This window comes from Burkholderia sp. A9, assembly GCF_000801975.1.
In genome coordinates this window covers 1-26,235 of sequence record NZ_JSZN01000002.1, presented here as the reverse complement: position 1 = coordinate 26,235, position 26,235 = coordinate 1, and the positions used below count along the sequence as shown (strand labels likewise).

At 66.7% G+C, this 26,235-nt stretch carries 19 protein-coding genes; 15 read left to right on the top strand and 4 right to left on the bottom strand.

Going from position 1 to position 26,235, the window contains the following annotated elements:
• Positions 1 to 39 precede the first annotated feature (39 nt).
• Both PI86_RS00500 and PI86_RS00495 read left to right on the top strand, forming a co-directional pair.
• Positions 40 to 837, top strand: coding sequence for a taurine ABC transporter ATP-binding protein (locus PI86_RS00500; protein ID WP_014895923.1), 798 nt, complete (start codon positions 40 to 42; stop codon positions 835 to 837).
• Positions 837 to 1,802 (top strand): ABC transporter permease subunit, encoded by a 966-nt coding sequence (locus PI86_RS00495; RefSeq protein ID WP_039317522.1) that lies wholly within the window; start codon positions 837 to 839, stop codon positions 1,800 to 1,802. Before PI86_RS00500 ends, PI86_RS00495 begins: the two co-directional genes overlap by 1 nt.
• Positions 1,803 to 1,845: 43 nt before the next feature.
• Here the strand turns inward: PI86_RS00495 and ggt are convergent, their stop codons facing one another.
• Both ggt and PI86_RS00485 read right to left on the bottom strand, forming a co-directional pair.
• Positions 1,846 to 3,729 carry a gamma-glutamyltransferase gene (gene ggt / locus PI86_RS00490; protein WP_039317519.1) on the bottom strand — a complete coding sequence of 628 codons (1,884 nt, stop codon included), beginning with the start codon at positions 3,727 to 3,729 and terminating at the stop codon, positions 1,846 to 1,848.
• A gap of 71 nt (positions 3,730 to 3,800) precedes the next feature.
• Positions 3,801 to 4,763: a LysR family transcriptional regulator gene (locus PI86_RS00485; RefSeq protein WP_039317515.1), complete on the bottom strand. Its 963-nt coding sequence runs from the start codon at positions 4,761 to 4,763 to the stop codon at positions 3,801 to 3,803.
• A 233-nt stretch (positions 4,764 to 4,996) separates the two neighbouring features.
• On the opposite strand from PI86_RS00485, the gene PI86_RS00480 reads away from it, so the two are divergent.
• The 12 genes from PI86_RS00480 to PI86_RS00430 all read left to right on the top strand — a co-directional run bounded on the left by PI86_RS00480 (position 4,997) and on the right by PI86_RS00430 (position 23,881).
• A complete protein-coding gene (locus tag PI86_RS00480) occupies positions 4,997 to 7,132 on the top strand; it encodes a 3-hydroxyacyl-CoA dehydrogenase NAD-binding domain-containing protein (RefSeq protein ID WP_039317512.1) in 2,136 nt (711 codons plus the stop codon).
• Positions 7,133 to 7,161: 29 nt separating this feature from the next.
• A complete protein-coding gene (locus PI86_RS00475; protein WP_039317509.1) occupies positions 7,162 to 8,379 on the top strand; it encodes an acyl-CoA dehydrogenase family protein in 1,218 nt (405 codons plus the stop codon).
• 14 nt (positions 8,380 to 8,393) lie between these two features.
• Complete coding sequence (locus PI86_RS00470; protein ID WP_039317506.1) at positions 8,394 to 9,539, top strand: acyl-CoA dehydrogenase family protein; 1,146 nt, start codon at positions 8,394 to 8,396, stop codon at positions 9,537 to 9,539.
• A gap of 30 nt (positions 9,540 to 9,569) precedes the next feature.
• Positions 9,570 to 10,775 (top strand): CaiB/BaiF CoA transferase family protein, encoded by a 1,206-nt coding sequence (locus PI86_RS00465; RefSeq protein ID WP_039317503.1) that lies wholly within the window; start codon positions 9,570 to 9,572, stop codon positions 10,773 to 10,775.
• 101 nt (positions 10,776 to 10,876) lie between these two features.
• Positions 10,877 to 11,182 (top strand): DUF485 domain-containing protein, encoded by a 306-nt coding sequence (locus PI86_RS00460; protein WP_014895931.1) that lies wholly within the window; start codon positions 10,877 to 10,879, stop codon positions 11,180 to 11,182.
• An 11-nt stretch (positions 11,183 to 11,193) separates the two neighbouring features.
• Positions 11,194 to 12,879, top strand: a complete 1,686-nt coding sequence (locus PI86_RS00455) for a cation acetate symporter (RefSeq protein ID WP_039317500.1) — start codon at positions 11,194 to 11,196, stop codon at positions 12,877 to 12,879.
• 235 nt (positions 12,880 to 13,114) lie between these two features.
• A complete protein-coding gene (locus tag PI86_RS00450) occupies positions 13,115 to 15,193 on the top strand; it encodes a type VI secretion system Vgr family protein (RefSeq protein ID WP_039317497.1) in 2,079 nt (692 codons plus the stop codon).
• A gap of 16 nt (positions 15,194 to 15,209) precedes the next feature.
• Positions 15,210 to 17,879 carry a peptidoglycan DD-metalloendopeptidase family protein gene (locus PI86_RS17565; RefSeq protein WP_052319339.1) on the top strand — a complete coding sequence of 890 codons (2,670 nt, stop codon included), beginning with the start codon at positions 15,210 to 15,212 and terminating at the stop codon, positions 17,877 to 17,879.
• Between the two features lie 38 nt (positions 17,880 to 17,917).
• Positions 17,918 to 18,625, top strand: coding sequence for a hypothetical protein (locus PI86_RS16750; protein WP_152608010.1), 708 nt, complete (start codon positions 17,918 to 17,920; stop codon positions 18,623 to 18,625).
• Positions 18,626 to 19,112: 487 nt separating this feature from the next.
• Positions 19,113 to 20,402: a dicarboxylate/amino acid:cation symporter gene (locus PI86_RS00440; RefSeq protein WP_014895933.1), complete on the top strand. Its 1,290-nt coding sequence runs from the start codon at positions 19,113 to 19,115 to the stop codon at positions 20,400 to 20,402.
• Positions 20,403 to 20,406: 4 nt separating this feature from the next.
• Positions 20,407 to 22,446 carry a sensor histidine kinase gene (locus PI86_RS00435; protein ID WP_039317494.1) on the top strand — a complete coding sequence of 680 codons (2,040 nt, stop codon included), beginning with the start codon at positions 20,407 to 20,409 and terminating at the stop codon, positions 22,444 to 22,446.
• A gap of 79 nt (positions 22,447 to 22,525) precedes the next feature.
• Positions 22,526 to 23,881, top strand: coding sequence for a sigma-54-dependent transcriptional regulator (locus PI86_RS00430; RefSeq protein WP_039317492.1), 1,356 nt, complete (start codon positions 22,526 to 22,528; stop codon positions 23,879 to 23,881).
• A 110-nt stretch (positions 23,882 to 23,991) separates the two neighbouring features.
• On the opposite strand, the gene PI86_RS00425 is transcribed toward PI86_RS00430, so the two are convergent.
• Entirely contained in the window at positions 23,992 to 24,528 is a 537-nt protein-coding gene (locus PI86_RS00425; protein WP_014895936.1) for a TlpA disulfide reductase family protein, read from the bottom strand.
• A 163-nt stretch (positions 24,529 to 24,691) separates the two neighbouring features.
• On the opposite strand from PI86_RS00425, the gene PI86_RS00420 reads away from it, so the two are divergent.
• On the top strand, positions 24,692 to 25,264 hold the full coding sequence (locus tag PI86_RS00420) for a hypothetical protein (protein ID WP_039317486.1): 573 nt from the start codon (positions 24,692 to 24,694) through the stop codon (positions 25,262 to 25,264).
• 333 nt (positions 25,265 to 25,597) lie between these two features.
• Here the strand turns inward: PI86_RS00420 and PI86_RS00415 are convergent.
• On the bottom strand, positions 25,598 to 26,235 hold a 638-nt coding region (locus PI86_RS00415; protein ID WP_039317483.1), incomplete at its 5' end, for an ATP-binding protein.

The following is a 26,235-nucleotide window of genomic DNA, read 5'->3' as shown; positions in this document are numbered from 1 at the left end:
GCGCGGCCACTCAGGTCATTCATCGCGGAGCCCTCGATCATGAGCACGCTGGAAGTCCGTCAGGTATCGGTCGCCTATCCGGGCGAACGCGGTCGGCCGACGACGCAGGCGCTCGCGCGCGTCGACCTGCGCATCGATTCCGGTGAATTCGTCGTCGCGCTCGGCGCGTCCGGGTGCGGGAAGACGACGCTGCTGAACTGCATGGCCGGCTTCGTCGCGCCGACCACGGGCAACGTGTGCGTCGACGGCGTGCCGGTCACGGGCCCCGGCGCCGACCGCGGCGTCGTGTTCCAGAAATACGCGTTGCTGCCGTGGCTCGACGTGCTCGAGAACGTCGCGCTCGGGCTGCGCTTCGCGCGCGTGTCGAAGGCCGAACGTGAAGCGCGCGCGCGCGAGATGCTCGCGCTCGTCGGCCTCGAGCGCCATGCGCATGCGCGCGTGTACGAACTGTCGGGCGGGATGCAGCAGCGCGTCGGCATCGCGCGTGCGCTCGCGAGCGACCCGCGCGTGCTGCTGATGGACGAACCGATGGGCGCGCTCGACGCGATGACGCGCGGCACGATGCAGGCGCTCGTGCTCGACGTGTGGGCGCGCACCGGCAAGACGGTGTTCTTCATCACGCACGACGTCGAGGAGGCGCTGTTCCTCGCGACGCGTCTCGTCGTGATGACACCCGGCCCCGGCCGCATCGCGGAAACGTTCGAGCTGCCGTTCGCGCGGCGCTACGTCGAATCGCGCGATGCGCGCGCGGTGAAGTCGTCGCCGGATTTCATCGCATGGCGCGAGCGGCTGATCGCGTATCTGCATCGGGACGAGGCGGTTGCGGAGACCGCGTGATGCATGAGTTCGCGCGGCAGGGTGCGTCCGTCGGGCGCGGCCGGATCAGTACATTGCACAGGCAGGACAACATGAGCACGCAGGATTCGTGGGCGGCCGATCGAGCGGCCGGGGAGTTCGGGCAGGATCAACGCGCGACGCAACGACGCCACGCGGCGCGTCCGGCCCGCGCATCGCATCGCTACCGGTTGCCGGGGCAGGGGAAGACAGCCGCGCTCAGCGCGGCGACGGTCGCGGCGCTGGCCGTGCTGTGGTGGGTCGCGACGCACCGGCAGTGGCTGCCGCCGCTGTTCCTGCCCGCGCCGGAAGCGGTGTGGGCCGCCTTCGTCGACGCTTGGCACGGTCGCATCCAGGGCGGCCTGCCGTTGTCCGATCACCTGTTGTGGAGCGCCGCGCGCGTGTTCGGCGCGTTCCTGTTCGCGACCGCGATCGGCGTGCCGGCCGGCATCCTGATGGGCGTGAGCCGGGTCGCGCGCGGCGTGCTCGATCCGCTGCTGGAGTTCTACCGGCCGCTGCCGCCGCTCGCGTACCTGCCGCTCGTCGTGATCTGGTTCGGCATCGACGAAACGGCCAAGCTGGTCGTGATTTTCCTTGCGTGCTTCGCGCCGATCGCGATGGCCGCGCGCGCCGGGGTGCGCGCGGCGACGGTCGAGCAGATCAACGCCGCGTATTCGCTCGGCGGCAGCTTCGCGCAGATCGTGCGCCACGTCGTGCTGCCGGCCGCGCTGCCGGAAATCCTCACCGGCCTGCGGATCGCGATCGGGTTCGGCTGGACGACCCTCGTCGCGGCCGAGATGGTCGCCGCGACGGCCGGGCTCGGGCAGATGGTGCTCAATGCGTCGAGCTTCCTGCGCACCGATATCGTCGTGATGGGCATCCTGATCATCGGCGCGATCGCGTGGCTGTTCGATCTCGCGATGCGCTGGGTCGAGCGGCGGGTGGTGCCGTGGAAGGGGCGCGGATGATACGAAGCAGGCGGCGCATGTGCGCCGCCTCTGCCGGCCGGCCTCAATCCCCCATCGCAATCCCTTCCCGCCGCGGGTCCGCGCCGCCGAACCACACCGTCTGCCCCTGCACGTTCAGTCGCTGGATCCCCTGCAGTCCCGAGTTCATCTCGACGACCTGCACGTCGTGCCCGCGTCCCTTCAGCCCGTCGACGAGTGCATCCGACACGCGGCCGCGTTCGAGCTGCGTCGGCCCGTTCATCGACCCGAAGTTCGGCAGCGCGATCGCCTGCTGCATCGTCATCCCCCAGTCGAGCACGCCGATCAGCGCCTTCGCGACGTGGTTGATGATCGCGGGGCCGCCGGCCGAACCGACGATCATCGTCACCTGCTTCGTCTTCCTGTCGAACACGAGTTCCGGCGTCATCGCTGAGCGCGGCCGCTTGCCGGCCTGCACGCGGTTCGCGACGGGCCGCCCGTTCTCGCTCGACACGAACGAGAAATCGGTGAGCTGGTTGTTCAGCATGAAGCCGCGCACCATCAGCCGCGAACCGAATGCGTCCTCGACGCTGGTCGTCATCGACAGCGCCTGGCCGTAGCGGTCGACGATCGCGATGTCGGACGTCGACGGCAATTCGGGGCTGTGGTCGTCGGCCAGTGCCAGCGTCGCGCCCTGCGGCATGCCGGCCTGCGCGACGCCCATGCTGGTGTCGCCGATCAGGCGCGCGCGCTGCGCGAGATAGCTCCGGTCGGTGAGGCTCGCCCAGCTGCCGCCCGGCAGCGGCGCGAAATCGGGATCGGCGACGTAGCGCGCGCGGTCCGCAAACGCAAGGCGCCCGGCCTCGCTGAACAGGTGCGCCGCGAACGGTGTCGGCTCGTAGCCGACCTCGTTGCGCACCGGCTTCTGCGCGCCGATCTGCTGCCAGTCGGGCATCGCCTCGAGGATGCCGAGCATCTGCGCGATCGCGAGGCCGCCCGACGACGGCGGCGGCATCCCGCAGACCACCGAGCGCCGGTAGTCGGTACACAGCGGCGTACGCACCTTCGCCTTGTAGCGCGCGAGATCCTGCACCGCCAGCAGGCCCGGATTGGTCGGATGCTTGCGCACCTTCGCGACGATGTCGCGCGCGATCGCGCCGGTGTAGAACGCATTCGCGCCGCGGTCGGCGACCTGGCGCAGCACGGTCGCGAGCGCGGGGTTCTTCAGCACCGTGCCGGCCGGCTTCGGCGTGCCGTCCTGGTTGTAGAAGTACGCGCGCGCGGCCGGATCCTTCATCAGGTACGGGTCGTTCGCAACCAGCATCGCCAGGCGCGGGCTGATCGTGAAGCCGTGCTCGGCGAGCCGGATCGCGGGCTGGAACAGCCGGCGCCACGGCAGTTTGCCGTGCGCGCGATGCGCGGCGTCGAGCATCCGCAGCACGCCCGGCGTGCCGACCGAGCGCCCGCCGACGACGCCTTCGTAGAAACCCATCGGCTGGCCGGTCGGGCCGTAGAACAGGCGGTCGGTCGCGGCGGCCGGCGCGGTCTCGCGGCCGTCGTATGCCTGCGCCGCCTTGCCGTCGAAGTACAGCATGAACGCGCCACCACCGAGCCCCGACGATTGCGGCTCGACGAGCGCGAGCACCATCTGCGTCGCGATCGCCGCGTCGATCGCGGTGCCGCCGGCCTTCAGTATCTCGTAGCCGGCCTGGGTCGCGAGCGGGTTCGCGGCCGCGATCATGAAGTGCTGCGAGGTCCAGCCCGGCTTGTCGGTCCAGCCGGACGACAGTTCGGGCGCATGGACGCCGGGCAGCGGCACCGCGGCGCCCGACGCGGCGGCGACCGGGACGACGGCGCCCGACGGCGCGGACGGCGATGTGCAGCCGGCGCCGAACGTGACGAGCGCGGCGAGCGCGAGCGTGGCGACGAGCGTCCGGGGACGCGAATGCGGACGGATCCGGTCGAACATTGAAACCCTCGGCAACAGTGAATTCGAAGGAGGCGGCGTGTGCGCGGCACGCGCTCCGCACGGACGGCGCGCTATTGTCGCCGTGCGGCCGGCGGATTGTCATCCGACAGGAAACCCTGACGCATCCCGCCGGGCCCGCCCCGGCCGGCCTTTCCGGCCTGTTCGAGGATGAACTCTATGAACGTCGCGGTCGCGCGCGTGTGGTGCCGGTTCGGCATGTACAGCATGTACATGTGCGTGCCGAAGATGCTGAGCCGGTACGCGTCCAGCGACGTGACGACCGTGCCGCGCCGCATGTCGTCCTGCATCACGTAGTCGGGTACGATGCCGACGCCGATCCCGGCGAGGATCGCCTGGCGCAGGAACAGGAAGTTCTCCGAAATCAGCGTGGGCTCGAGCAGCACCTCGTGGCGCTCGTCGCCGAGATACGCGGCGATCCGCAGCTGCCGGCCCAGCACCGTCGCCGTGACGACCGGCGCGGCGGCCAGCGCGCCGAGGTTGGCGGGCATCCCGTGCGCGGCCGCGAACGCGGGCGACGCGCACGCGACGTAGCGCACCGCGCCCATGTCGCGCGCGACGAGGTTCTGCGGCGGCTCGGACATCACGCGGATCGCGATGTCGACTTCGTCGCGCATCAGGTCCTCCACGCGATTCTCGAACACCACGTCGAGCACGATGCCCGGATGCAGCCGCTTGAACGCGAGCAGCCATTCGGACATCACCATCTGTCCGTAGCCGCTCGGCACCGACAGCCGCACGCGGCCCTGCAGGTCCTGGCCGAGCGTCGTCACCGATTCCTGCGCGGCGAGCAGCTCGTTGCGGATGCGCCGGCCGTGCTCGTACAGTTTCAGCCCGATCTCGGTCGGCTCGATGCGGCGCGTGGTGCGCCGCACCAGCTGCTGGCCGATCGAGCGCTCGAGCTGGTTCAGCCGGTAGCTGACGTTCGCGCGGCTCATCTTGAGCCGTTGCGCGGCCTTGCTCAGGTTGCCCGCGTCGAGGATCTCGACCAGCAGCGTCAGCGCGTTCAGGTCCATGCCCGGTGTCTCCTGGTCTGTCCCGTTTAATGGTTCGAAAGCATTCAGTGTCAAGTCAGACTTGACAGCTTGTAAAGGCGCGCGGGAATTGTCAATGAATCTCGATCAATCGAGAATCGAGTCATGATCGGCACGCACGCCGGATTGTTTCCCGCCGCGCGGGACGCGGATCGGGAACCGGCACCGCCGACCCGTCCCGCGGCTCCCGCCCGGCGCACCGCACTGGAGACCCCATGAATTCAACCACTTCCCCCGAACCCTCCCGAGCGGGCACCGTCACGCGCGAACGGCGCGACAAGGTGCTCGTCGTCACGATCGACCATCCGCCCGTCAACGCGCTGTCCGCCGACGTGCGGCGCGGCCTCGCCGACGCGCTCGACGCCGCGCAGGCCGACGACGCGATCCGCGCGGTGCTGATCGTCGGCGCCGGCCGCAACTTCATTGCGGGCGCCGACATCCGCGAATTCGGCAAGCCGCCGGTGCCGCCGTCGCTGCCCGACGTATGCGAGCGGATCGAGTCGAGCGCGAAGCCGGTCGTGGTCGCGCTGCACGGCGCGACGCTCGGCGGCGGCCTCGAGGTCGCGCTCGCCGCGCATTACCGGCTCGCGGTACCCGGCACCAGGCTCGGGCTGCCCGAAGTCACGCTCGGTCTGCTGCCCGGCGCGGGCGGCACGCAGCGCACGCCGCGCCTGATCGGCGCCCAGGCCGCGCTCGACCTGATGCTGACGGGGCGCCACGTGAGCGCCGACGAAGCGCTCGCGTTCGGCCTCGTCGATCGCGTCGCGCACAGCGACGACACGCTCGCCGAAGGTCTCGCGTACACCCAGGAACTCGTGTCGCTCGGCGCGCCGGCAAGGCGCACCCGCGATGCGCAGGGGCTCGCCGATCGCGCGGCCGCGCAGGCCGCGATCGATGCGGCGCGCGCCGAACTGCCGAAGAAGTCGCGTGGCCTGTTCTCGCCGGCGAAGATCGTCGACGCGGTCGAGGCCACGCTCACGCACGCGTTCGACGCGGGAATGAAGCTCGAACGCAGCCTGTTCCTGCAATGCATCGACAGTCCGCAGCGCGCGGGCCTCGTGCATGCGTTCTTCGCGGAACGCGAGGCCGCGAAGGTGCCGGAGGCGCGCCGCGCGAGCGCGCGTCCGGTCGAGCGGCTCGGCGTGGTCGGTGGCGGCACGATGGGCGCGGGGATCGCGGTCGCGGCGCTCGACGCCGGGCTGCCGGTGACGATGATCGAACGCGATGAAGCATCGCTCGCGCGCGGCCGCGCGCATGTCGAGAAGGTCTACGACGGCCTCGTCGCGAAGGGCCGGATGACCCCGGCCGCGCACGCGGCGCGGCTCGCGCGCTTCAAGGGCAGCACGTCGTACGACGCGCTCGCGCAGGCCGACGTGGTGATCGAGGCCGTGTTCGAGGACATGGCCGTGAAGAAGGCGGTGTTCGCCGAACTCGCGCGCGCGTGCAAGCCGGGCGCGGTGCTCGCGACCAACACGTCGTATCTCGACATCGACGAGTTGGCGGCCAGCATCGACCGGCCGGCCGACGTGATCGGCCTGCATTTCTTCTCGCCGGCCAACGTGATGAAGCTGCTCGAGATCGTCGTGCCGGCGCGCGTGAGTGCGGACGTCGTCGCGACCGCGTTCGCGCTCGCGAAGCAGCTGAAGAAGACGCCGGTGCGTGCAGGCGTGTGCGACGGCTTCATCGGCAACCGGATCCTCGCGGTCTACCGCACCGCGGCCGACTACCTGATGGAAGACGGCGCGTCGCCGTACCAGATCGATCGCGCGGTGCGTGAATTCGGGTTCCCGATGGGGCCGTTCCAGGTGGTCGACCTCGCGGGCGGCGACATCGGCTGGGCGACCCGCAAGCGCCGTGCGGCGACGCGCGACCCGCGCGCGCGCTACGTGGAGATTTCCGACCGGCTGTGCGAGCGCGGCTGGTTCGGGCAGAAGACCGGGCGCGGCTACTACCTGTATCCGGACGGCGCGCGCGTCGGCACGCCGGACCCGGAAGTCGAGGCCATCGTCGCCGACGAGCGCGCGAAGCAGGGCATTACGCCGCGCACGTTCACCGACGACGAGATCCTGCGCCGCTACCTCGCCGCGATGATCAACGAAGGCGCAAACGTCGTGCACGAGAAGATCGCGCTGCGCCCGCTCGACGTCGACGCGGTGTTCCTGTACGGCTACGGCTTCCCGCGCTATCGCGGCGGCCCGATGCACTACGCGGACACGGTCGGCCTCGCGAACGTGCTCGCCGACATCCGTGCGTTCGCGCAGGAGGATCCGCTGTTCTGGAAGCCTTCGCCGCTGATCGTCGAGCTGGTCGAGCGCGGCGCGGATTTCGCGAGCCTGAACCGCATCGACTGAACGCCAACCGCATTCGCAACGGACCCACGATGGACCTCAATTTCACACCCGAAGAGGAAGCGTTCCGCGCCGACGTGCAGCGCTTCCTCGCCGCCGAACTGCCGGAGCGCATCGCGCGCAAGGTGAAGGGCGGCCTGCATCTCACGCGTGACGACATGCGCGAATGGCACGCGATCCTCAATGCACGCGGCTGGCTCGCGAGTCACTGGCCGCGCGAATACGGCGGCCCCGGCTGGAGCGTCGCGCAGAAGTTCCTGTTCGACAACGAATGCGCACTCGCGGGTGCGCCGCGCATCGTGCCGTTCGGCGTCAACATGCTCGGGCCCGTGCTGATCAAGTACGGCAACGAAGCGCAGAAGCGCCACTGGCTGCCGCGCATCCTGGACGGCACCGACTGGTGGTGCCAGGGCTATTCGGAGCCGGGCGCCGGTTCCGATCTCGCGGCGGTGAAGACGAGCGCGGTGCGCGGTGTGGACGCGCAGGGCAGTCACTACGTCGTGAACGGCCAGAAGACGTGGACCACGCTCGGCCACTACGCGAACATGATCTTCTGTCTCGTGCGCACCGCGACCGACGTGCGCAAGCAGGAGGGCATCAGCTTCCTGCTGATCGACATGAACACGCCGGGCGTCGAAGTGCGCCCGATCATCACGCTCGACGGCGAGCACGAGGTGAACGAAGTGTTCTTCACCGACGTGCGCGTGCCCGTGGAGAACCTGGTCGGCGAAGAGAACCGCGGCTGGACCTACGCGAAATACCTGCTCACGTACGAGCGCACCAACATCGCCGGGATCGGCTTCTCGACGGCCGCGCTCGACCGGCTGCGCGCGGTCGCCGCGAAGGTGACCAAGAACGGCCGGCCGCTCGCGGACGATCCGTTCTTCGCGGCCCGCGTCGCGCGCGTCGAAATCGAACTCGAGAACATGCGCACGACCAACCTGCGCGTGCTGGCCGCCGTCGCGGGCGGCGGCGTGCCGGGTGCGGAAAGCTCGATGCTGAAGATCCGCGGCACGCAGATCCGCCAGGAGATCACGGCGCTGATGCGGCGCGCGATGGGGCCGTACGCGCAGCCGTTCGTCGAGGCCGCGCTCGACGGCGAGCATGCGGATGGCGGCGGCGAGCCGATCGGCCCGGACGAGGCCGCGAGCGCCGCGCAGCAGTATTTCAACAACCGCAAGCTGTCGATTTTCGGCGGCTCGAACGAGATCCAGAAGAACATCATCGCGAAGATGATGCTCGGGCTGTAACGAGGGACGCGACGATGGATTTCCAGCACACAGAAGACCGCCGGATGCTGGCGGATACGTTGAACCGCTTCATCGCCGAACAGTACGCGTTCCCGGTGCGCGACCGCATCGCGCAGTCGGCCGAAGGGTTCGATCGCGCGATGTGGCAGCGCTTCGCTGAACTCGGCGCGGTCGGCGCGCTGTTTCCAGAAGCCGATGGCGGCTTCGGCGGCGCGGGCTTCGACATCGCCGTGGTGTTCGAATGCCTCGGGCGCGGGTTGGTCGTCGAGCCGTTCCTCGGCGCGCTGCTCGCGGGTCGCGCGTTGTCGCTCGCCGGCGGCGACGCGCATCGCGAGCGGCTGGCCGCGCTGATCGACGGCAGCGCGAGCGCCGCGTTCGCACACGACGAGCCGGGCTCGCACTACGAACTGACGACCGTGCGCACGCGCGCCGAACGTGCCGGCGACGGCTGGGTGCTGACGGGCGCGAAGGGCGTCGTCGACCAGGCCACGCAGGCGGCGTTCTTCGTCGTCAGTGCGCGCGTGTCGGGCCGCGACGACGATGCGGCCGGCATCGGCCTGTTCGTCGTGCCTGCCGACGCGCCGGGTGTGTCGCTGCGCGACTACAAGAAGATCGACGGCGGCCGCGCGGCCGAAGTGCGCTTCGAGCGCGTTGCGCTGCCGGCCGATGCCGCGCTCGGCGCGCCAGACGCTCACGACGGCGAAGCGGGCGCGGCGCTGCTCGAACGCGTGCTCGGCTACGGTCTGCTCGCGCTGTCGGCGGAGGCGCTCGGCGCGATGGAGGTCGCGAAGGCGCACACGCTCGACTACCTGCGCACGCGCAAGCAGTTCGGTTTGCCGATCGGCAGCTTCCAGGCGCTGCAGCACCGGATGGCCGACCTGCTGCTCGAAGTCGAGCAGGCGCGTTCGACGGTGATCAACGCGGCCGCGCAGCTCGACGCGCCGCGCGTGGTGCGCGAGCGCGCGCTCGCGGCGGCCAAGACCAGCATCGGCCGGATCGGCACGCTGGTCGCCGAGGAGAGCATCCAGCTGCACGGCGGGATCGGGATGACGTGGGAGCTGCCGCTGTCGCACTACGCGAAGCGGCTCGTGATGATCGATCACCAGCTCGGCGACGAGGATCACCATCTCGCACGCTATATCGCGCTGTCGAAACAGTAACAGCGAAACACGCGAATGGAGGAGACAAGGATGACGAACGAACCGCGCGCGTTGCCGCTGGCCGGCGTGAAGGTGCTCGATTTCTCGCGCGTGCTCGCGGGCCCGTGGAGCGCGATGGTACTCGCCGATTTCGGCGCGGAAGTGATCAAGGTCGAGCATCCGGCGCGCGGCGACGACACCCGCGACTGGGGGCTGCGGATCGGCGATACCGAGACGACCTACTTCAACAGCGTGAACCGCAGCAAGCGATCGATCTGCGTCGACCTGCAGACCGAAGCAGGGCAGCGTCTCGCGCGCGAGCTGGCCGCGCAGGCCGACGTGCTGATCCACAACTTCAAGTTCGGCGGCGCGGAAAAGCTCGGGCTCGGCTACGACGCGCTGGCCGAGCTGAATCCGCGGCTCGTGCATTGCGCGATCTCGGGCTATGACCGCTCGGGCCCGGAGGCCGCGCGGCCCGGCTACGACCTCGTCGTGCAGGGCGAGGCCGGGTTGATGGCGCTGAACGGCGAGGCCGACCAGCCGCCGCTGAAGTTCGGCGTCGCGGCGGTCGACCTGTTCACCGGCATGTATGCGGCGCAGGCGATTCTCGCCGCGCTGTACGAGCGTCATGCGACGGGGCGCGGACGGCGCATCGAGATGGCGCTGTTCGACTGCGGGCTGATGATCACCGCGTACTACGGGCTCGATGCGCTGCTGATGGGCGAGGATCCGCCGCGCTACGGCAACGCGCATCCGTCGATCGTGCCGTACGGCGTGTTCGATGCGGCCGATGGCCCGCTCGTGATCACGGTCGGCAACAACCCGCAGTTCGCGCGTTTTTGCGACGCGATCGAGCGGCCTGATCTCGCCGCGGACGAACGCTACAAGACCAACCTCGGTCGCTCGGAGAATCGCACCGAACTGCTGCCCGAGATTCGCCGCGAACTCGCACGCAGGCCGCGCGCGACGCTGCTGGCGGCGCTGGCCGAGGCGGGCATCCCGTGCGGCGAAGTGCTCGGGCTGCACGACGCGCTGACGTCCGAACGTGCGACCCGCGCGGGCCTCGTCACGCGGCAGCCGCATCCGGTCGCGGGCGGCGTCGATGTGCTCGCGCCGCCGTATCGCTTCGATGGCGCACGCCTGCCGGTGCGCGGTGCGCCGCCGGTGCTCGGCGCCGATACGGACGACGTGCTCGGCGGCTGGCTCGGGCTGTCGGCCGACGCGTTGGCGCGCCTGCGTGCTGAGCGCATCGTGTAACGCGATTCATGTCTTGCCGCCGCGGCGCGGGCGGAGCAGTCGACGCGCCGACCATCCACAAGACAGTTCTCGCGATATGACGAGACGATATTGGAGACACCATGGAGCTTTCCGTCATCGAATCGGTCACGGCGCGCCGTGACTACCAGCAGCTCGTACGTGCGCGGCGCCGCTTCAGCTTCACGCTGACGGCGCTGATGATCGCCACTTACTACGGCTTCATCCTGCTCGTCGCGCTCGCGCCGCACGTGCTTGCTGCACCGCTGTACCGTGGCGCGACGACGACGGTCGGGATCGCCGCGGGCGTCGCGATCATCCTGGTCGCGATCGGCCTGACCGCGTGCTACGTGCTGCGCGCGAACCGCGCGTTCGACCGCCGCGTCGACGCCATCCTGCAGCGTTCGTGACGGAGGCCGACATGCGACGCACCTCGATTGCGCTCGGCGCACTGGCCGTTCTCGTTTCCTCCGCCGCCCATGCGACCGCCGTCGCGGGCCCGATGCCCGACAAGGTCGAACTGAACCCGGTCGCGATCGGAATGTTCTTCGCGTTCGTGTTCGCGACGCTCGCGCTCACGCGCTGGGCCGCGCGGCGCACGCGCTCGACCCGCGACTTCTACACGGCCGGCGGCGGCATCACCGGGCTGCAGAACGGGCTCGCGATCGCGGGCGACTACATGTCGGCCGCATCGTTCCTCGGGTTGTCGGGGATGGTGTTCATGTTCGGCTTCGACGGGTTGATCTACTCGATCGGCTTCCTGGTCGGCTGGCCGTTCGTGATGTTCCTGATCGCGGAACCGCTGCGCAACCTCGGCAAGTTCACGTTCGTCGACGTCGTTGCGTACCGCTTCGCGCAGCGGCCGATCCGGCTGCTGACGTCCGCGAACGCGCTGACGATCGTCGTGCTGTACCTGGTCGTGCAGATGGTCGGCGCGGGCAAGCTGATCCAGCTGCTGTTCGGGCTGTCGTACGGCACCGCCGAGCTGATCGTCGGCGTGCTGATGGTCGTCTACGTGTTCTTCGGCGGGATGACCGCGACCACCTGGGTGCAGGTGATCAAGGCCGTGCTGCTGCTGTGCGGCGCGACCGTGCTCGCGTTGCTCGCGCTCGGCGAATTCGGTTTCAGCGTCGACGAGATGTTCCGCCGCGCGGTGGCCGTGCATCCGGGCGCGCTGTCCATCATGGGGCCCGGCAAGCTGATCCGCGATCCGGCCAACGCGCTGTCGCTCGGCATCGCGCTGATGTTCGGCACGGCCGGTTTCCCGCACATCCTGATGCGCTTCTTCACGGTGCCGAACGCGAAGGAGGCGCGCAAGTCGGTGCTGTACGCGACCGGCTTCATTGGCTACTTCTATCTGCTGACCTTCGTGATCGGCTTTTCGGCGATCGTGCTGCTCGCGCAGCATCCGGAATTCTTTCGGCTCGGCGCGAACGGCACCTTCAACCTGACGCACGACCTGCTCGGCGGCTCGAACATGGTCGCGGTGAAGCTTGCGCAGGCGGTCGGCGGCAACTGGTTCTACGGTTTCATCGCGGCGGTCACGTTCGCGACGATCCTCGCGGTGGTCGCCGGGCTGACGCTCGCCGGCGCGACCACGATCTCGCACGACCTGTATGCGCAAATGTGGGCGCGCGGCAAACCCGACGAACGGCTGGAGATGCGCATCTCGCGCGCGGCGACGATCGGGTTGTCGGCGATCGCGATCGCGCTGTCGATCCTGTTCGAGCACGTGAACGTCGTGTTCATGGTCGGCCTCGTCGCGGCGGTGGCCGCCAGCGCCAATTTCCCGGTGCTCGCGATGTCGATCTTCTGGCGCGGGATGACGACGCGCGGCGCGGTGCTCGGCGGTGGCCTCGGCCTCGCGTCGGCGGTCACGCTCACGGTGCTGTCGAAGTCGGTGTGGGTCGACGTGCTGCACCACGCGCACGCGCCGGTGTTCCTCGACAACCCGGCGCTCGTGTCGGTGCCGCTCGCGTTCATCGGGATCGTCGTCGGCTCGCTCGCGGACCGCGGCGAGTGCGCGCGGCGCGAGCGTGCTGCGTTCGAGCAGCAGGAGTTCTACGCGCAGACGGGCGTGCTGGCGAGCCGGGCCGTGCAGCACTGATTCGTCTTCGTCGTTCGATGGCGTTGGAACCCCGGCGGATTGCGATCTTCCGGGGTTTTGTTTTTTTGAGGGGGGCGCGGAGGTAGTGGTCAGGACAGGCGGTACTTGTGAGCGATGCTGGCCGGATCTGCAGGAAGCCGCGTCTCGAAGAAACTCTACTTTCGGATTCGTCCAATAGACGTGGATCTTGCGATAGTCAATCGTTGCTGCTTGGCGTTTAGCGAACAGCTTGAATATGGTTATCCAATCCGATCTGCGCTTTACCTTCACCGCCGGCGACGAGTCGTTCGAGGTGGTGGAGTTCACTTTGCACGAAGGCTTGTCCGAGACCTTCCTCTTGCAGGTGGAATTGGCCAGCGCGAATCCCGCCATCGACTTCGGCCAGGTGCTCGACCGCAATGGCCTGCTCACGATTTGGCAGGGCGGGCTGCCGGTGCGTTATGTCCACGGCGCCATCTCATCGCTGGCCCAAGGCGAGACGGGGTTTCGACGGACCCGGTACTCCGCGGTGGTCGAGCCGCGCCTGGCGCGTCTGAAGCTGTCGTCGGATTGGCGCATCTTTCAGACCCTGAGCGTGCCGGAGATCGCGACGGCCGTGCTCAAGGCACACAATCAAACGCTGGACTACGAGCAGCGCGTCACCGCCGAGCATCTGGCGCGCGAGTACTGCGTGCAGGCCGGCGATACCGACTACGACTTCACCGAGCGCATCCTGCGCGAAGAGGGCTTTTTCTACGCCTTCCAGCACAAGGCCGACGGGCATCGCCTGATTCACTGTGATCGCCTGTTTATCTTCGGCCGGCAGCAAGGCGAGCCAGTGCTGTATAACCCGACGCCCGGTGGCGATCAGCCGCAGCCCAGTTTGCGCACCTTCGCCTATACGGAGAACGTACGCACCGCGCGTCAGGTGCAGCGCGACTACACGTTCAAGAGCCCACGCTTCCCGCACGAGTACCCGCGCGATGGCACCGACCTCGATCACCAGGGCCGCAGCTACGCGCGCTACGACTATCCGGGCCGCTACAAGCACGAAGCCAGCGGCAAGGCCTTCACGCAAGACCGCCTGCGCGGCCACCGCCGCGACGCGCGTATGGCCAGTGTGAGCGGCGACGATGCGCGCCTGCAGCCGGGCATCGCGTTCGACCTCACCGGCCACCCGCGCGAAGACATGAACCGCGGCTGGCGTCCGATCAGCATCGTCCATCACGGCAAGCAATACACCAGCCAGGCAGAGGAGGGTGCCGACGCGCAGCAGGGCACGCACTACCGCTACGAAGCCGTGCTGGTGCCCGACGATGCGGAATGGCGTGCCGAGCCGCTGCCGCGCCCGCGCATCGACGGCCCGCAGCCGGCGACGGTGGTCGGCCCGGAAGGCGAAGAGATCTACACCGACGAGTACGGCCGGGTGAAGGTGCAGTTCCCATGGGATCGCGAGGGCAAGCACGACGAGCACAGCTCGTGCTGGATCCAGGTCGCGCAGAACTGGGCCGGCGCGACGTGGGGGCATATGGCGATCCCGCGCATCGGGCAGGAAGTGATCGTGGTCAACCTGGATGGCGATCCGGAACAGCCGCTCATCATCGGGCGGGCGTACAACCGCTTGCAGTTGCCGCCGTACGAACTGCCCCGTCACAAGACGCGGATGACGATCAGAAGCCAGACGCACAAGGGCGACGGCTACAACGAACTGCGCTTCGAGGACGAGGCGGATCAGGAGGAAATCTACGTCCACGCGCAGAAAGACCAGAACGTCCATGTCAATCACGACGAAACCACCTTCGTCGGTAACGACCGCAGCGAGCAGGTCGAGCACGACGAAACCATCGCCATCGGCAACGACCGCAAAGATACCGTGGGCCACGACGAGCAGGTCACCATCGGCCAGGACCGCCGCCACGACATCGGGCAGGACGACCTCCTGAGCATCGGCCGCAACCACACCATTCACACAGCCAAGGACCGCACGGAGGAGGTTGGCAACCATCGTCGCGACAAGACCGCCGCCAATCACACGGTCGATATTGGCGGGCATCTGGAACAGCGCGTGCAGGGCCATGCCGAGCTTGAGGCGGGACAGGCCATTCGCCAACGCACCAAGGTCGTCGAGCTGCAAGCCGGCGAGGTATTCCGCCTGCGCGGCCCGGGCGGCACGATCACGCTGGACGACGGCGGTATCACTCTCGACGCCGTGGTGACGCGGTTCAAGGGCCCGCTGACAGGCGACAGCATCGGTCGTGGCAACCGCTTAGGCATCGACGGCACCCCGCTGCCTGGCGAGCCCACCGACCCGACTGACCTGCCGCTCTCCGAGTAACTCCCAGGAACCCACCATGCTCATCAGCTTTCCTTTCTTGCGCTCGCCTCAACCGCGGACCGACGAGGACCAGAACGACGGGACATTCGGTCTGGGGGAAAAGAGCGGCAAAGGCACCTTCCCCGTCAGCCACCAGTTCGGCTGGCACGGCGGCGTGCATCTGGTCGCGCCAGGTGGCGACGCGAATCCAGAGCCGGTGCGCGCCATCGCCGATGGTGAAATCGTATTCGCCCGCCCCAGTGCTCCCAAGCCGACGCAAACGCCAAGCGGGGCAGAACGCGACGCCAACCCCCTGTACTACTACGCCGGCTGGACCAGCAACGGTGTCGTCATCCTCAAGCACAAGACCGAAATCGGTGAGGGCGTCGAGGTGGCCTTTTATTCGATCTACCAGCACCTGAGCACCGTGGCGAAGGCGGACTGGAAGAAGGGGGACAAGGTGTATCGCAAGGACCCGATCGGCCAAGCTGGCGACATCTACGGCAAGCCCAACCGCATCCACTTCGAAATCGTCGCGGACAAAGCGAACGTGGCAAAACTGATGGGACGCAGCGAAGGCAAGCTGAAGGACGACGAAGGGCGGCGCAACTGTGTCTGGGGCGACATGCACATCGTGGTTCCCGCCGGCGCGCTCCTATACGCGGTCAATCCTCGTACTGAAACCCGGAAATATGTGGTGCGGGCCTTCAATTCCACTTTGGGCGCCGCCAACGATACCCTCGAAAGCGTCGCGCAGCGCTTCCGGACTACGCCGGCGCGGATTCTCGCGCTCAACGGCAAAACCGAGGCGCAAGCTGGCGATTGGTGGCCGAGGGTCACCGGCGCTTACCAAGCAGCCATGGCATCAGCCCCGCAAGCAGGAAAGCAACCGCTTGCCTTGCCCACGAATGCACAGCGCACCATCCGCGTGCCTGCGGTCTATGGGGCGGCCGCGACGCCGCCCGATGATCTGACCGCCGAGGTGTGGGCGCAGTGGACGGTACAGCCCATCGGCCGAACCAAGGAAGCACTGATCGTCACCCTGAGCGAGGCGCGCGGCGACATTACTCTGATTACGCGTGACGTCAGCGGCGAGCGCAGGGGTAGAGAGTCTGAACCCCAAGGGGGCTATAACCTTTACAAGACAGCGGTGGTCACCTACCCCGGATGCCCCAGCGCTGGCTACGAGATGCTGCGCTTCGGGCGCATCCTTGGATCCGACGCGCCCGCCGCCTCGGATCTGCACGAGGGCCGCCTGCCGCACTTTCGCAAGATCGCCATCGACGCGAACACGACCGCCTTCGTCGACCTCAATCGCGCCGGCGTCAAGGTGTACAGCGACGCTGACTTTCCCCATTGGCAAGGCTGGACGTTTATCGATGACGATACCGACGGCAACAGCCGCTGCGACTCGATGCAATTGCTCGACCTGATCGAGCCCCGCCGGCCAGCACAGCATCCCGTCCCGGGGTTGCCTGGTCCTGGCAACGTGCCGCGAGATGCGGCCACCGTCATCGACGCCGCTACCGAATATCGTGGTCGGCTGATTCGCACCTACGCTAAAGCGCAGACCGGCGAAATGCGCGAGCGCTTGAGTTACTGCGTGGTCAAGATGCCCTCCGAGTGGGCGCGCGATGACTTCGACAAGCGCTGGAGTTGGCTGAAAGGCTCCGAAGGAGAGAGCGCCGTTGCAAACATTGTGTTTCCGATGTGCTTGGGTGCCCCGGCGTATGAAAGGCTCAAGCGCCATCACCACGCCTTGGCGTTTTGGGAGGACGCGGTGGCGAAAGGGCTGACACTGGATAAAGAGCACTATCACTTTCATCCGGTGAGGCTTATTGATGCATTGAAACGTTGCAGTTGGCGCAGTACACGTGAGTTGGCGCAAACCTTGCCTCGGCGCTCCTCCCCAAATGCAGGAGGGGCGATCCCATGGTCAATTGCTTGGGGTCGCTGGACGTGTGGTAATGGCGGAGATGGCTTCATGCCGCAAAACATGCACATGGCTATAAATCGCATGTGGTTGAAATATGGATTTGTCACTCCGCTGAGGCAAGCTCATTTCCTGGCGCAAATATACAAGGAGAGCGGTGCTTTTAAATCGACTGTTGAGAAAGGTGGCGAGCGCTACTTTCGTACCATGTACGAAGGTTTAACGCCAGTAGAGGCCGGCGAGGATTACGACAATAAGCGTGCTTGGTTACAGGCTATGGGGTTTCTGAGAGGAAGGGATCGTCCTGCCTATGTATTGCAACGACCTGGGGAAATTCGCGCGAAAGCTCAAAGTTTAGGGAATACCCAACTGGGCGATGGACCCCGCTTTCGGGGGCGCGGACTGATTCACCTCACCGGCCGTAATGGCTATAAAGTCTATGGCGAGTTCCGCAATGCCGATTTCTTGACAGATCCCAACCCGCTTAGGTTGGCAAAAGATCCGTCTGTCGCGGCAGACTCGGCTGGGTACTTTTGGACAAGCAAGATGATGGTGTCGCCAAATACCGGTGCTCTCCGGAGCGGTATGAACATCCATCGACGAGCCGATCTAGGCATGACCGACATCAATGTGTCAGCAATTACAACTCCGGTGAATGGCGGAAGTGCAGGATTGCTAGAGCGGCAAGAATTTTTCAAATACATCTACTTCATTTTTGATGATGATGAAATTATGCCGTCAAGCTCAATATTAAAAAGGCAAATTGAGGGATAAATTGCGTGTTGTCTGTTAATAAAATTCAAGGAAAATAAATGCGCAAAAATGTATTGGCTATGGTTAATTTTAGGCGATGTATTTCGCGCTTGTCGGTAATCATTTGTTTGTTATTTTTTGGACTTTCTGTCTCGGAAGGTCGCGAGTCGATGCGGCGTTATGGTTTTTATCAGAACTGTGGTCTGTCACTTAGCCTTCCGACGGCCCTTGCTCCCGTTGCTGATTACGAGGTGAGCCCGTGTGTGGATTCGTATCGCGAGCAAAATGGAGCAACCATGCTGATCGGTTCTTTAGTCGGTGGTCGGAAAAATCCTAATCTACTAGAAAAATTGCCAACATTACACATCTACAGGCGTGATCTTGATAGTGTTTTGAATTCACTCAACGGAAGTGGTTTGCGTCGAATTGAAAATGGATCTGTCATCTCGGTAAGCGAATTGGAAGAAAAGGAATGTGGATTATCTGGCGCGACGCATATATCCGAGGTCGCGGGGGCAAATTGGAGAGGTTGGATTGCGGAGGATTCTTACAAAAATAACCGGGGCGTCGTATCGAGCCCTGATTATTGCGGGAGATTTGATAATCGGCACCGATGTATCAGGTTAATCGTTGGGAACGCGAAAGAAACAGTAGCAATGAGTCAATATTGCCTGGTGCGCCGAGGCGGAGACTTCGATCTTGATGCAGGGTTGAGCTACGACATTTTTATGGAAATCCTCGAATCTATAAAACTGCTTGAAGAATGAGACAAGAACAAGGGGCCGGTTCACTGCTGCCATGATGACCGCGGAAGCACGAACAGGGTCGGGTATTCGATCTGACGAGACACATCACTGTGGTCAATCGCGTAAATGTCGACGCAGCTATCCCCGCCGCTCAGGCTCCAACGGACCCCCGAATCCGTCCGGATCGCCGGACGGATATTTTCCGGAAATCCGGAATCCCGGATTTCCTTGCCTGCCGCATTATGAGAAATACAATGAAAACAATGCCTTGAGGGGTTCTGGAAGCCTGGCATCGACCTTGCAATATGAAAAGCACGGCCATCCCCCCGGCCTGACTATTAAACCAAGGAGACAATCGATGACCACTGCCTTCCACCCCCTCCGGACGTCCTGAGGCATCGCTTGTTGCGGCACGGCAGCCGCGCGGGCGGGTGACTTTTCCCCTGAGACATTCGTCCGCGCGCGTGACGCCGTTTCCACCGGCTCATCTACTTCAGCAGGAACCATCGTGAAGAAGAAACCCTTCTACAAAGTGCTCTACGCGCAGGTGATCTTCGCCATCATCGTCGGCGTGATCCTCGGCCACTACTACCCGGCGCTCGCCACCGAGATGAAACCGCTCGGCGACGGCTTCATCAAGCTGATCAAGATGGTGATCGGCCCGATCATCTTCTGTACGGTCGTCACCGGCATCGCCGGCATGGAGGACATGAAGAAGGTGGGCCGCGTCGGCGGCAAGGCGCTGCTGTACTTCGAGATCGTGTCGACCTTCGCGCTGATGCTGGGCCTCGCGGCCACGCACATCCTGCGTCCGGGCGTCGGCTTCAACATCGATCCGGCGACGCTGAACGGCAAGGAAGTCGCATCGTATGCGGCGAAGGCGCACGGGCAGTCGACGGTCGACTTCCTGATGCACATCATCCCGAACACGATGGTCGATGCGTTCGCGCAGGGCGAAATCCTGCAGATCCTGCTGATCGCGCTGCTGTTCGGCAGCGTGCTCGCGCACCTCGGCGAGCGCGGCAAGGTCGTGACCGACTTCATCGACGGCCTCACGCGCGTGCTGTTCGGCATCGTGCACATCGTCACGAAGCTGGCGCCGATCGGCGCGTTCGGCGCGATGGCGTTCACGATTGGCAAGTACGGCGTCGGCTCGCTGGTGCCGCTGCTCAAGCTGATCGGCACGTTCTACCTGACGTCGGTCGTGTTCGTGCTGGTCGTGCTCGGCACGATCGCGCGCTTCACGGGCTTCTCGATCATCCGCTTCGTGTCCTACATCAAGGAAGAGCTGCTGATCGTGCTCGGCACGAGCTCGTCGGAAGCTGCGCTGCCGCAGCTGATGGAAAAGCTCGAGAAGGCAGGCTGCTCGCGTTCGGTCGTCGGCCTCGTCGTGCCGACCGGCTACTCGTTCAACCTCGACGGCACCAACATCTACATGACGATGGCCGTGCTGTTCATCGCGCAGGCGACCAACATCGAACTGACGTGGATGCAGCAGCTCACGCTGCTCGCGGTCGCAATGCTGACGTCGAAGGGCGCGAGCGGTGTCACGGGCGCGGGCTTCATCACGCTCGCCGCGACGCTCGCCGTCGTGCCGACGATCCCGCTGTCGGGCATGGTGCTGATCCTCGGCATCGACCGCTTCATGAGCGAATGCCGTGCACTGACCAACATCGTCGGCAACGGTGTCGCAACCGTCGTCGTGTCGGCATGGGAGAAGGAGCTCGACCGCACCAAGCTGCGCCAGGCGCTGAAGGGTGGCGGCGAGGTCACGACGACCGAGACGGCCGGCGTCTGACATCATGAAGGAGCAGGCGGCGGCACCGCCCGCAGGCGGCGCGCCGCGCGGCGACCGGGGCGTTGATGCGGAGCCCTATGACACAATAGGCGATCCGCATCGCCAGGAAGCCTCGTCCGTGAAGCGCCGCCTGTTCATCCTCGTCGTGCTTGCCGCCGCGCTCGCGGCGGCGTGCGCGCTGACGTGGACCATCACGTGGCAGCGCGGCGTCGCCGAGCTGCAGCGCAACGCCGCGGTGCGCGTCGACCGCACCACCAACGCGCTCAAGAGCACGCTCGATCGCTACGAATCGCTGCCCTATCTGCTCGGCAGCCATCCGTACGTGCAGGACCTGCTCGCCGAGCCGAAGCGCGCCGACTTCACCGCACGCGCGAACCGCTATCTCGAAGATCTCAACGAACACGCGCACGCGACCGTCACCTACGTGATCGGCGCGGACGGCCTGTGCGTCGCCGCCAGCAACTGGCGCGCGCCCGACAGCTTCGTCGGGATCGAATATCGCTTCCGGCCGTATTTCATCGACGCGTTGAACGGCCAGGTCGGCCGCTTCTTCGGGATCGGCACGATCTCGCGCGATCCCGGCTACTACATCTCGCAGCCGGTGTGGCGCGACGGCAAGATCGCGGGCGTCGTCGTCGTGAAGCTCAATCTCGAATGGTTCCAGGGCGCCGACGCGTCCGAGCCGCTCGTCGTCATGGACGATCACGGCGTCGTGTTCCTGTCGTCCGTGCCCGCATGGAAATATCACACGCTGCATCCGTTGACGGGGCCCGTCGCCGCGTCGATCTACGAGACGCGCCAGTACGCGCAGCAGCCCGTCACGCCGCTGCCGCTGCGCGTCGAGCAGGTGCTCGGCGCCGATGCGGAGATCGTGCGCCTCGGTGCGGCCGGCGTAGGCCCCGGCCTGCGCGCGCCGCGCTTCCTGGCCAGCAAGCGGCGGATCGGCGAACCCGACTGGCTGCTCGTCACGCTCGCGCCGCTCGCGCCGATCGACGCCGACGCGCGCAATGCGACGATCGTCACGGGCTTCGGCTTCGTGTCGGTCGCCTTGCTCGCGTTCTACTGGCGGATGCGCCGCGCACGCGTGCGCGAGATGATCCGCGGCCGCGCGCTGCTGCAGCAGGCGTACGCGGAGCTGAACCGGCGCGTCGAGGAGCGCACGGCCGACCTGTCGGAGGCGAACGAGCAATTGCAGAAGGAAGTCGGCGACCGGATCCGCGCGGAACAGGAACTGCGCGCCGCGCACGACGAACTGATCCAGGCGAGCAAGCTCGCCGCGCTCGGCCAGATGGCCGCCGGCATCACGCACGAACTGAACCAGCCGCTCGCGGCGTTGCGCAGCTTCTCGGACAACACGCGCGTGCTGCTCGATCGCGGCGACCAGGCGGCCGCGCGCGAGAACCTCGAGGCGATCGCCGCGCTGACCGAGCGGATGGGCAAGATCACCAACCAGCTGAAGCTGTTCGTCGGCCGCGCGAAACCGCGCAACGAGCAGGCGCTCGTCGTGCGCGCGCTGCGCAGCGTGCTGTCGCTGCTCGGCGACCGGCTGCGCGGTGTCGGGCTCACGCTGACGCTGCAGGATGCGACGGTGTCGCCCGCGCACGATGCGCCGCTCGACCTGGCGCGCGACTATCCGGAACTCGTTGCCCGCTGCGAGGACCTGCGCCTCGAGCAGGTGCTGATCAACCTGCTCGGCAACGCGCTCGACGCGGTCGCGGGTGTCGCGGCACCCGCGATCGAAGTGACGGTCGCGGTGTCGGTCGCGACGCTCGCGATCGAGGTGCGCGACAACGGTTCCGGCATCGCGCCCGACCTGCTGCCGCGGTTGTTCGAGCCGTTCTTCACGACCAAGGAAATGGGGCGCGGGCTCGGGCTCGGACTCGCGATCTCGTCGTCGATCGCGAGCGACGCGGGCGGCGCGCTGACTGCGCGCAATGCACCGTCCGGCGGCGCGTTGTTCGTCTTGACGCTGCGTCGCGCACGCACGCATCATCCGGACTCCGTATCCGAGCCGGCGGGCTCGCACCAGGCAAGCAGACCCTAGCCCGGTCGGCGAACGACCGGCATCAACGCAGCCGCGCGCGCAACCTCGCCGCGCGGCCCGTCAGGAGCAAGTGACTACGATGGCCAACCGGCTGCAAGTGATCTATATCGAAGACGATGCGCTCGTTCGCCGGGCGAGCGTGCAGAGCCTCCAGCTCGCGGGGTTCGACGTCGTCGGGTTCGAATCGGCCGAAGCGGCCGACAAGGCGATCGTCGCGGAAGCCGCCGGCGTGATCGTCAGCGACATCCGGCTGCCCGGCGCGAGCGGGCTCGACCTGCTCGCGCAGTGCCGCGAGCGGGTCCCCGACGTGCCCGTGATCCTCGTCACCGGCCACGGCGACATCTCGATGGCCGTGCAGGCGATGCGCGACGGCGCATACGACTTCATCGAAAAGCCGTTCGCGGCCGAGCGGCTGATCGAGACGGTGCGCCGCGCGCTGGAGCGGCGCGAGCTCGTGCTCGAGAACCATGCGCTGCGGCGCGAGCTGGCCGGGCAGAACATCGTCGCGCCGCGCATCATCGGCCGCAGCCCGGCGATCGAGCAGGTGCGCAAGCTGATCGCGAACGTCGCGCCGACCGACGCGTCGGTGCTGATCAACGGCGACACGGGCGCCGGCAAGGAGCTGATCGCGCGCAGCCTGCACGAGCTGTCGCCGCGTCGCGACAAGCCGTTCATCGCGGTGAACTGCGGCGCGCTGCCTGAGCCGATGTTCGAGTCGGAGATGTTCGGCTACGAACCGGGTGCGTTCACGGGCGCGGCGAAGCGCCGCGTCGGCAAGCTCGAATATGCGTCCGGCGGCACGCTGTTCCTCGACGAAATCGAAAGCATGCCGCTCGCGCTGCAGGTGAAGCTGCTGCGCGTGCTGCAGGACGGCGTGCTGGAGCGGCTCGGCTCGAACCAGCCGATTCGCGTGAACTGTCGCGTCGTCGCGGCCGCGAAAGGCGACATGAGCGAGCTCGTCGCGGCCGGCACGTTCCGGCGCGACCTGCTGTACCGGCTCAACGTCGTGACGATCGCGTTGCCGCCGCTCGCCGAGCGCCGCGAGGACATCGTGCCGCTGTTCGAGCACTTCATGCTCGACGCGGCCGTGCGTTACGGGCGGCCGGCTCCCGTGCTGACCGACCGGCAGCGCGCGAGCCTGATGCAGCGCGACTGGCCCGGCAACGTGCGCGAGTTGCGCAACGCGGCTGACCGCTTCGTGCTCGGCGTCGCCGACATGCCGCAGGAAGCCGGCGCGAATGCCGGCGAGGCCGAGAACGACCAGACGCTGAAGGAGCGCATCGAGCAGTTCGAGCGCGCGGTGATCGCCGAGGCGCTGAACCAGACGGGCGGCGCGGTCGCCGCGACGGCCGACCGTTTGCATGTCGGCAAGGCGACGCTGTACGAGAAGATGAAGCGCTACGGGCTGTCGGCAAAAGGCGAAACCGAGCGCTGAAACACAAACGGACCGCGGAACCGGGCTGGCCGGTCGTGCGGTCCGTGGTGCGGGGCAGGGCGCAGCGTGCGGCCCTGCGCGTCTTGTTGTGTGGCGCGGACGGGCGGCGCTTAGGCCGCGTTGCTGTCGAGCGCCTTCTTGAGCAGCGCGTCGAGTTCCGCGAACTGCGGTGCGCCGACGTAGCGCTTCAGGATCTTGCCGTCCTTGTCGACGACGAAGGTGGTCGGCGTGAGCTGCACGTTGCCGAACTGCTTCGCGACGCTGCCGTCGTCGAGCGCGACCTTGAACGGCAGCTGGCGCGTCTGCGCATAGTTCGCGACGTACATCGGCGGATCGTAGTTCATTGCGACCGCGACGAATTCCAGCCCCTGACCCTTGAAGCGATTATAGGTATCGACCATCTGCGGCATTTCCTGCATGCAGGTGGCGCAGCTCGTCGCCCAGAAGTTCACGAGGTAGACCTTGCCCTTCAGGTCGCCGGCCGTCGACACCTTCTGGCCCGACAGCAGCGTGAACGTGGCGTCCGGCACGGTCGATTTGCCGTTGAACGCGAAGAAGCCGGCAACGGCGATGGCCGCGACGACGACGGCCGCGACGATGTAGCGGGCGGGGCCGGTGCGGCGCTGGGCGGGAGGCGTGGTGTTCATCTGCGGTGCTCTCGGAGTCGGTCGATGACGCGGATCGATGCAAAGGACGTCGAAATTCGGCGCCTATTTTAGCGCGAATGCGGCGCGCGTACCGGCGGCCGCCACACATCCCGGGTGTCTGGTTCGGCGGATAATGGGCGTTTTGCCTGTCCCTATCACTGCCATGCCGAAGGAAGTCATCGATCCGTTGCGCCCCCTTTTTCGTCCGCTGCGACACTTCGCCGCGCTCGCGTGCGTGAGCGCGGTGCTGGCTGCGTGCTCGCCGTCATATGACTGGCGTACGTTGCACAACGACGCCGGCTACACGATCGACCTGCCGGCGAAGCCGACCGTCGAGGACCAGCCGGTGGCGGTCGGCGGCGCGTCGATGCCGATGCGGATGCAGGCCGCGCACGTCGACGGCGCGGTGTTCGCGGTCGGCACGCTGACGCTGCCCGACGACCGCGACGACACGCGCCGTGCGGCGCTCGCGTTCCTGCAGGCCGGGCTGTCGCGCAACCTCGCGGGCACGCCACAGACCGCCTCGGTGCCAGTGCCGCTCGCGGCCGGCGGCGCGGTGAACGGGCTCGAGCTGCGCATCGCGGGCGCGGCCAGCGGTGGCGACCACTCGCACAAGACGATCGTCGCGCGGCTCGTGGCGCGCGGCCGGCATGCGTACCAGGCCGTCGCGATCGCCGACGGGCCGCTCGCGCAGGAACAGTTCGACCAGTTTTTCGGCTCGTTCAAACTCGACTGACGCCGGCCGGCGAGGGCGCTCAGACACGCTGTGACAACTGAAAGTTCATTCGCAGCTTTCGGCGCTAATCGCCGGATTTTGCGGGGATTTTTCGGCTATCCACAATGCATGTGGATAACTTTGTTGAAAAGTTGGCTGAATCTCCCGCAAAGCTGCGCCGGACGGCCTTCCGGGCCGTTTCGTAGCGTGCGTTCTGTTTGGGAAAATTCAATCAAAACAAATGCATACGAATCTTTCGATGAAAGGGCGCCGGAGAACCGTGATCCGGGGCAGGATTCGTGAAATTGTGCATAAGTCAAGTCTTGACAGTCTGATTTTGTCCTCCGCGCGCGCTCACAGTGCCGTGAGCGCGCGCCGGTAGCGGATCGCCTCGGCAATCTGCGCGGCCGTCGGCAACGGATCGCCGGCCAGGTCGGCGATCGTTCGCGCGACCTTCAGCACGCGAAAATACGCGCGCGCCGACCAGCCGAAGCGCTCGCCGGCCTCGCGCAGCAGCCGCTCGCCGTCGTCGGTCGGCCGGCACAGATCGTCGGTCTCGCGCCCGCTCAGCATGTGATTCGTCTTGCCCTGCCGGTCGAGCTGCCGCGCACGCGCTTGCGCGACCCGCGCGGCGACCGCGGCGCTCGGCTCGCCGGGCGCCGTCGCACGTGATGCGAGTTCGGCCGGCGACAGCGCGGGCAGGTCGATCTGGATGTCGATGCGATCGAGCAGCGGCCCCGACAGCTTGCGCAGGTAGCGCGTGGCGACGTCCGGCGAGCAGCGGCAGCGCCCGGACGGATCGCCGTGCCAGCCGCACGGGCACGGATTCATCGCGGCGATCAGCTGGCACGCGGCGGGGAAGTCGGCCTGCTGGGCCGCGCGCGAGATCGTGATGCGACCGGCTTCCAGCGGCTCGCGCAGCATCTCCAGCACGTGCCGGTCGAATTCGGGCAACTCGTCGAGAAACAGCACGCCGAGGTGCGCGAGCGTGA

Bases quoted from the DNA above. Each gene is read 5' to 3' on its own strand.
- PI86_RS16750 (WP_152608010.1), top strand. From the start codon at position 17,918: ATGCGCAAAAATGTATTGGCTATGGTTAATTTTAGGCGATGTATTTCG.
- PI86_RS00460 (WP_014895931.1), top strand. From the start codon at position 10,877: ATGGAGCTTTCCGTCATCGAATCGGTCACGGCGCGCCGTGACTACCAG.
- PI86_RS00485 (WP_039317515.1), bottom strand. From the start codon at position 4,763: ATGGACCTGAACGCGCTGACGCTGCTGGTCGAGATCCTCGACGCGGGC.
- PI86_RS17565 (WP_052319339.1), top strand. From the start codon at position 15,210: ATGCTCATCAGCTTTCCTTTCTTGCGCTCGCCTCAACCGCGGACCGAC.
- PI86_RS00435 (WP_039317494.1), top strand. From the start codon at position 20,407: ATGAAGGAGCAGGCGGCGGCACCGCCCGCAGGCGGCGCGCCGCGCGGC.
- PI86_RS00500 (WP_014895923.1), top strand. From the start codon at position 40: ATGAGCACGCTGGAAGTCCGTCAGGTATCGGTCGCCTATCCGGGCGAA.
- PI86_RS00465 (WP_039317503.1), top strand. From the start codon at position 9,570: ATGACGAACGAACCGCGCGCGTTGCCGCTGGCCGGCGTGAAGGTGCTC.
- ggt (WP_039317519.1), bottom strand. From the start codon at position 3,729: ATGTTCGACCGGATCCGTCCGCATTCGCGTCCCCGGACGCTCGTCGCC.
- PI86_RS00475 (WP_039317509.1), top strand. From the start codon at position 7,162: ATGGACCTCAATTTCACACCCGAAGAGGAAGCGTTCCGCGCCGACGTG.
- PI86_RS00455 (WP_039317500.1), top strand. From the start codon at position 11,194: ATGCGACGCACCTCGATTGCGCTCGGCGCACTGGCCGTTCTCGTTTCC.
- PI86_RS00450 (WP_039317497.1), top strand. From the start codon at position 13,115: ATGGTTATCCAATCCGATCTGCGCTTTACCTTCACCGCCGGCGACGAG.
- PI86_RS00470 (WP_039317506.1), top strand. From the start codon at position 8,394: ATGGATTTCCAGCACACAGAAGACCGCCGGATGCTGGCGGATACGTTG.
- PI86_RS00425 (WP_014895936.1), bottom strand. From the start codon at position 24,528: ATGAACACCACGCCTCCCGCCCAGCGCCGCACCGGCCCCGCCCGCTAC.
- PI86_RS00495 (WP_039317522.1), top strand. From the start codon at position 837: ATGCATGAGTTCGCGCGGCAGGGTGCGTCCGTCGGGCGCGGCCGGATC.
- PI86_RS00430 (WP_039317492.1), top strand. From the start codon at position 22,526: ATGGCCAACCGGCTGCAAGTGATCTATATCGAAGACGATGCGCTCGTT.
- PI86_RS00420 (WP_039317486.1), top strand. From the start codon at position 24,692: ATGCCGAAGGAAGTCATCGATCCGTTGCGCCCCCTTTTTCGTCCGCTG.
- PI86_RS00480 (WP_039317512.1), top strand. From the start codon at position 4,997: ATGAATTCAACCACTTCCCCCGAACCCTCCCGAGCGGGCACCGTCACG.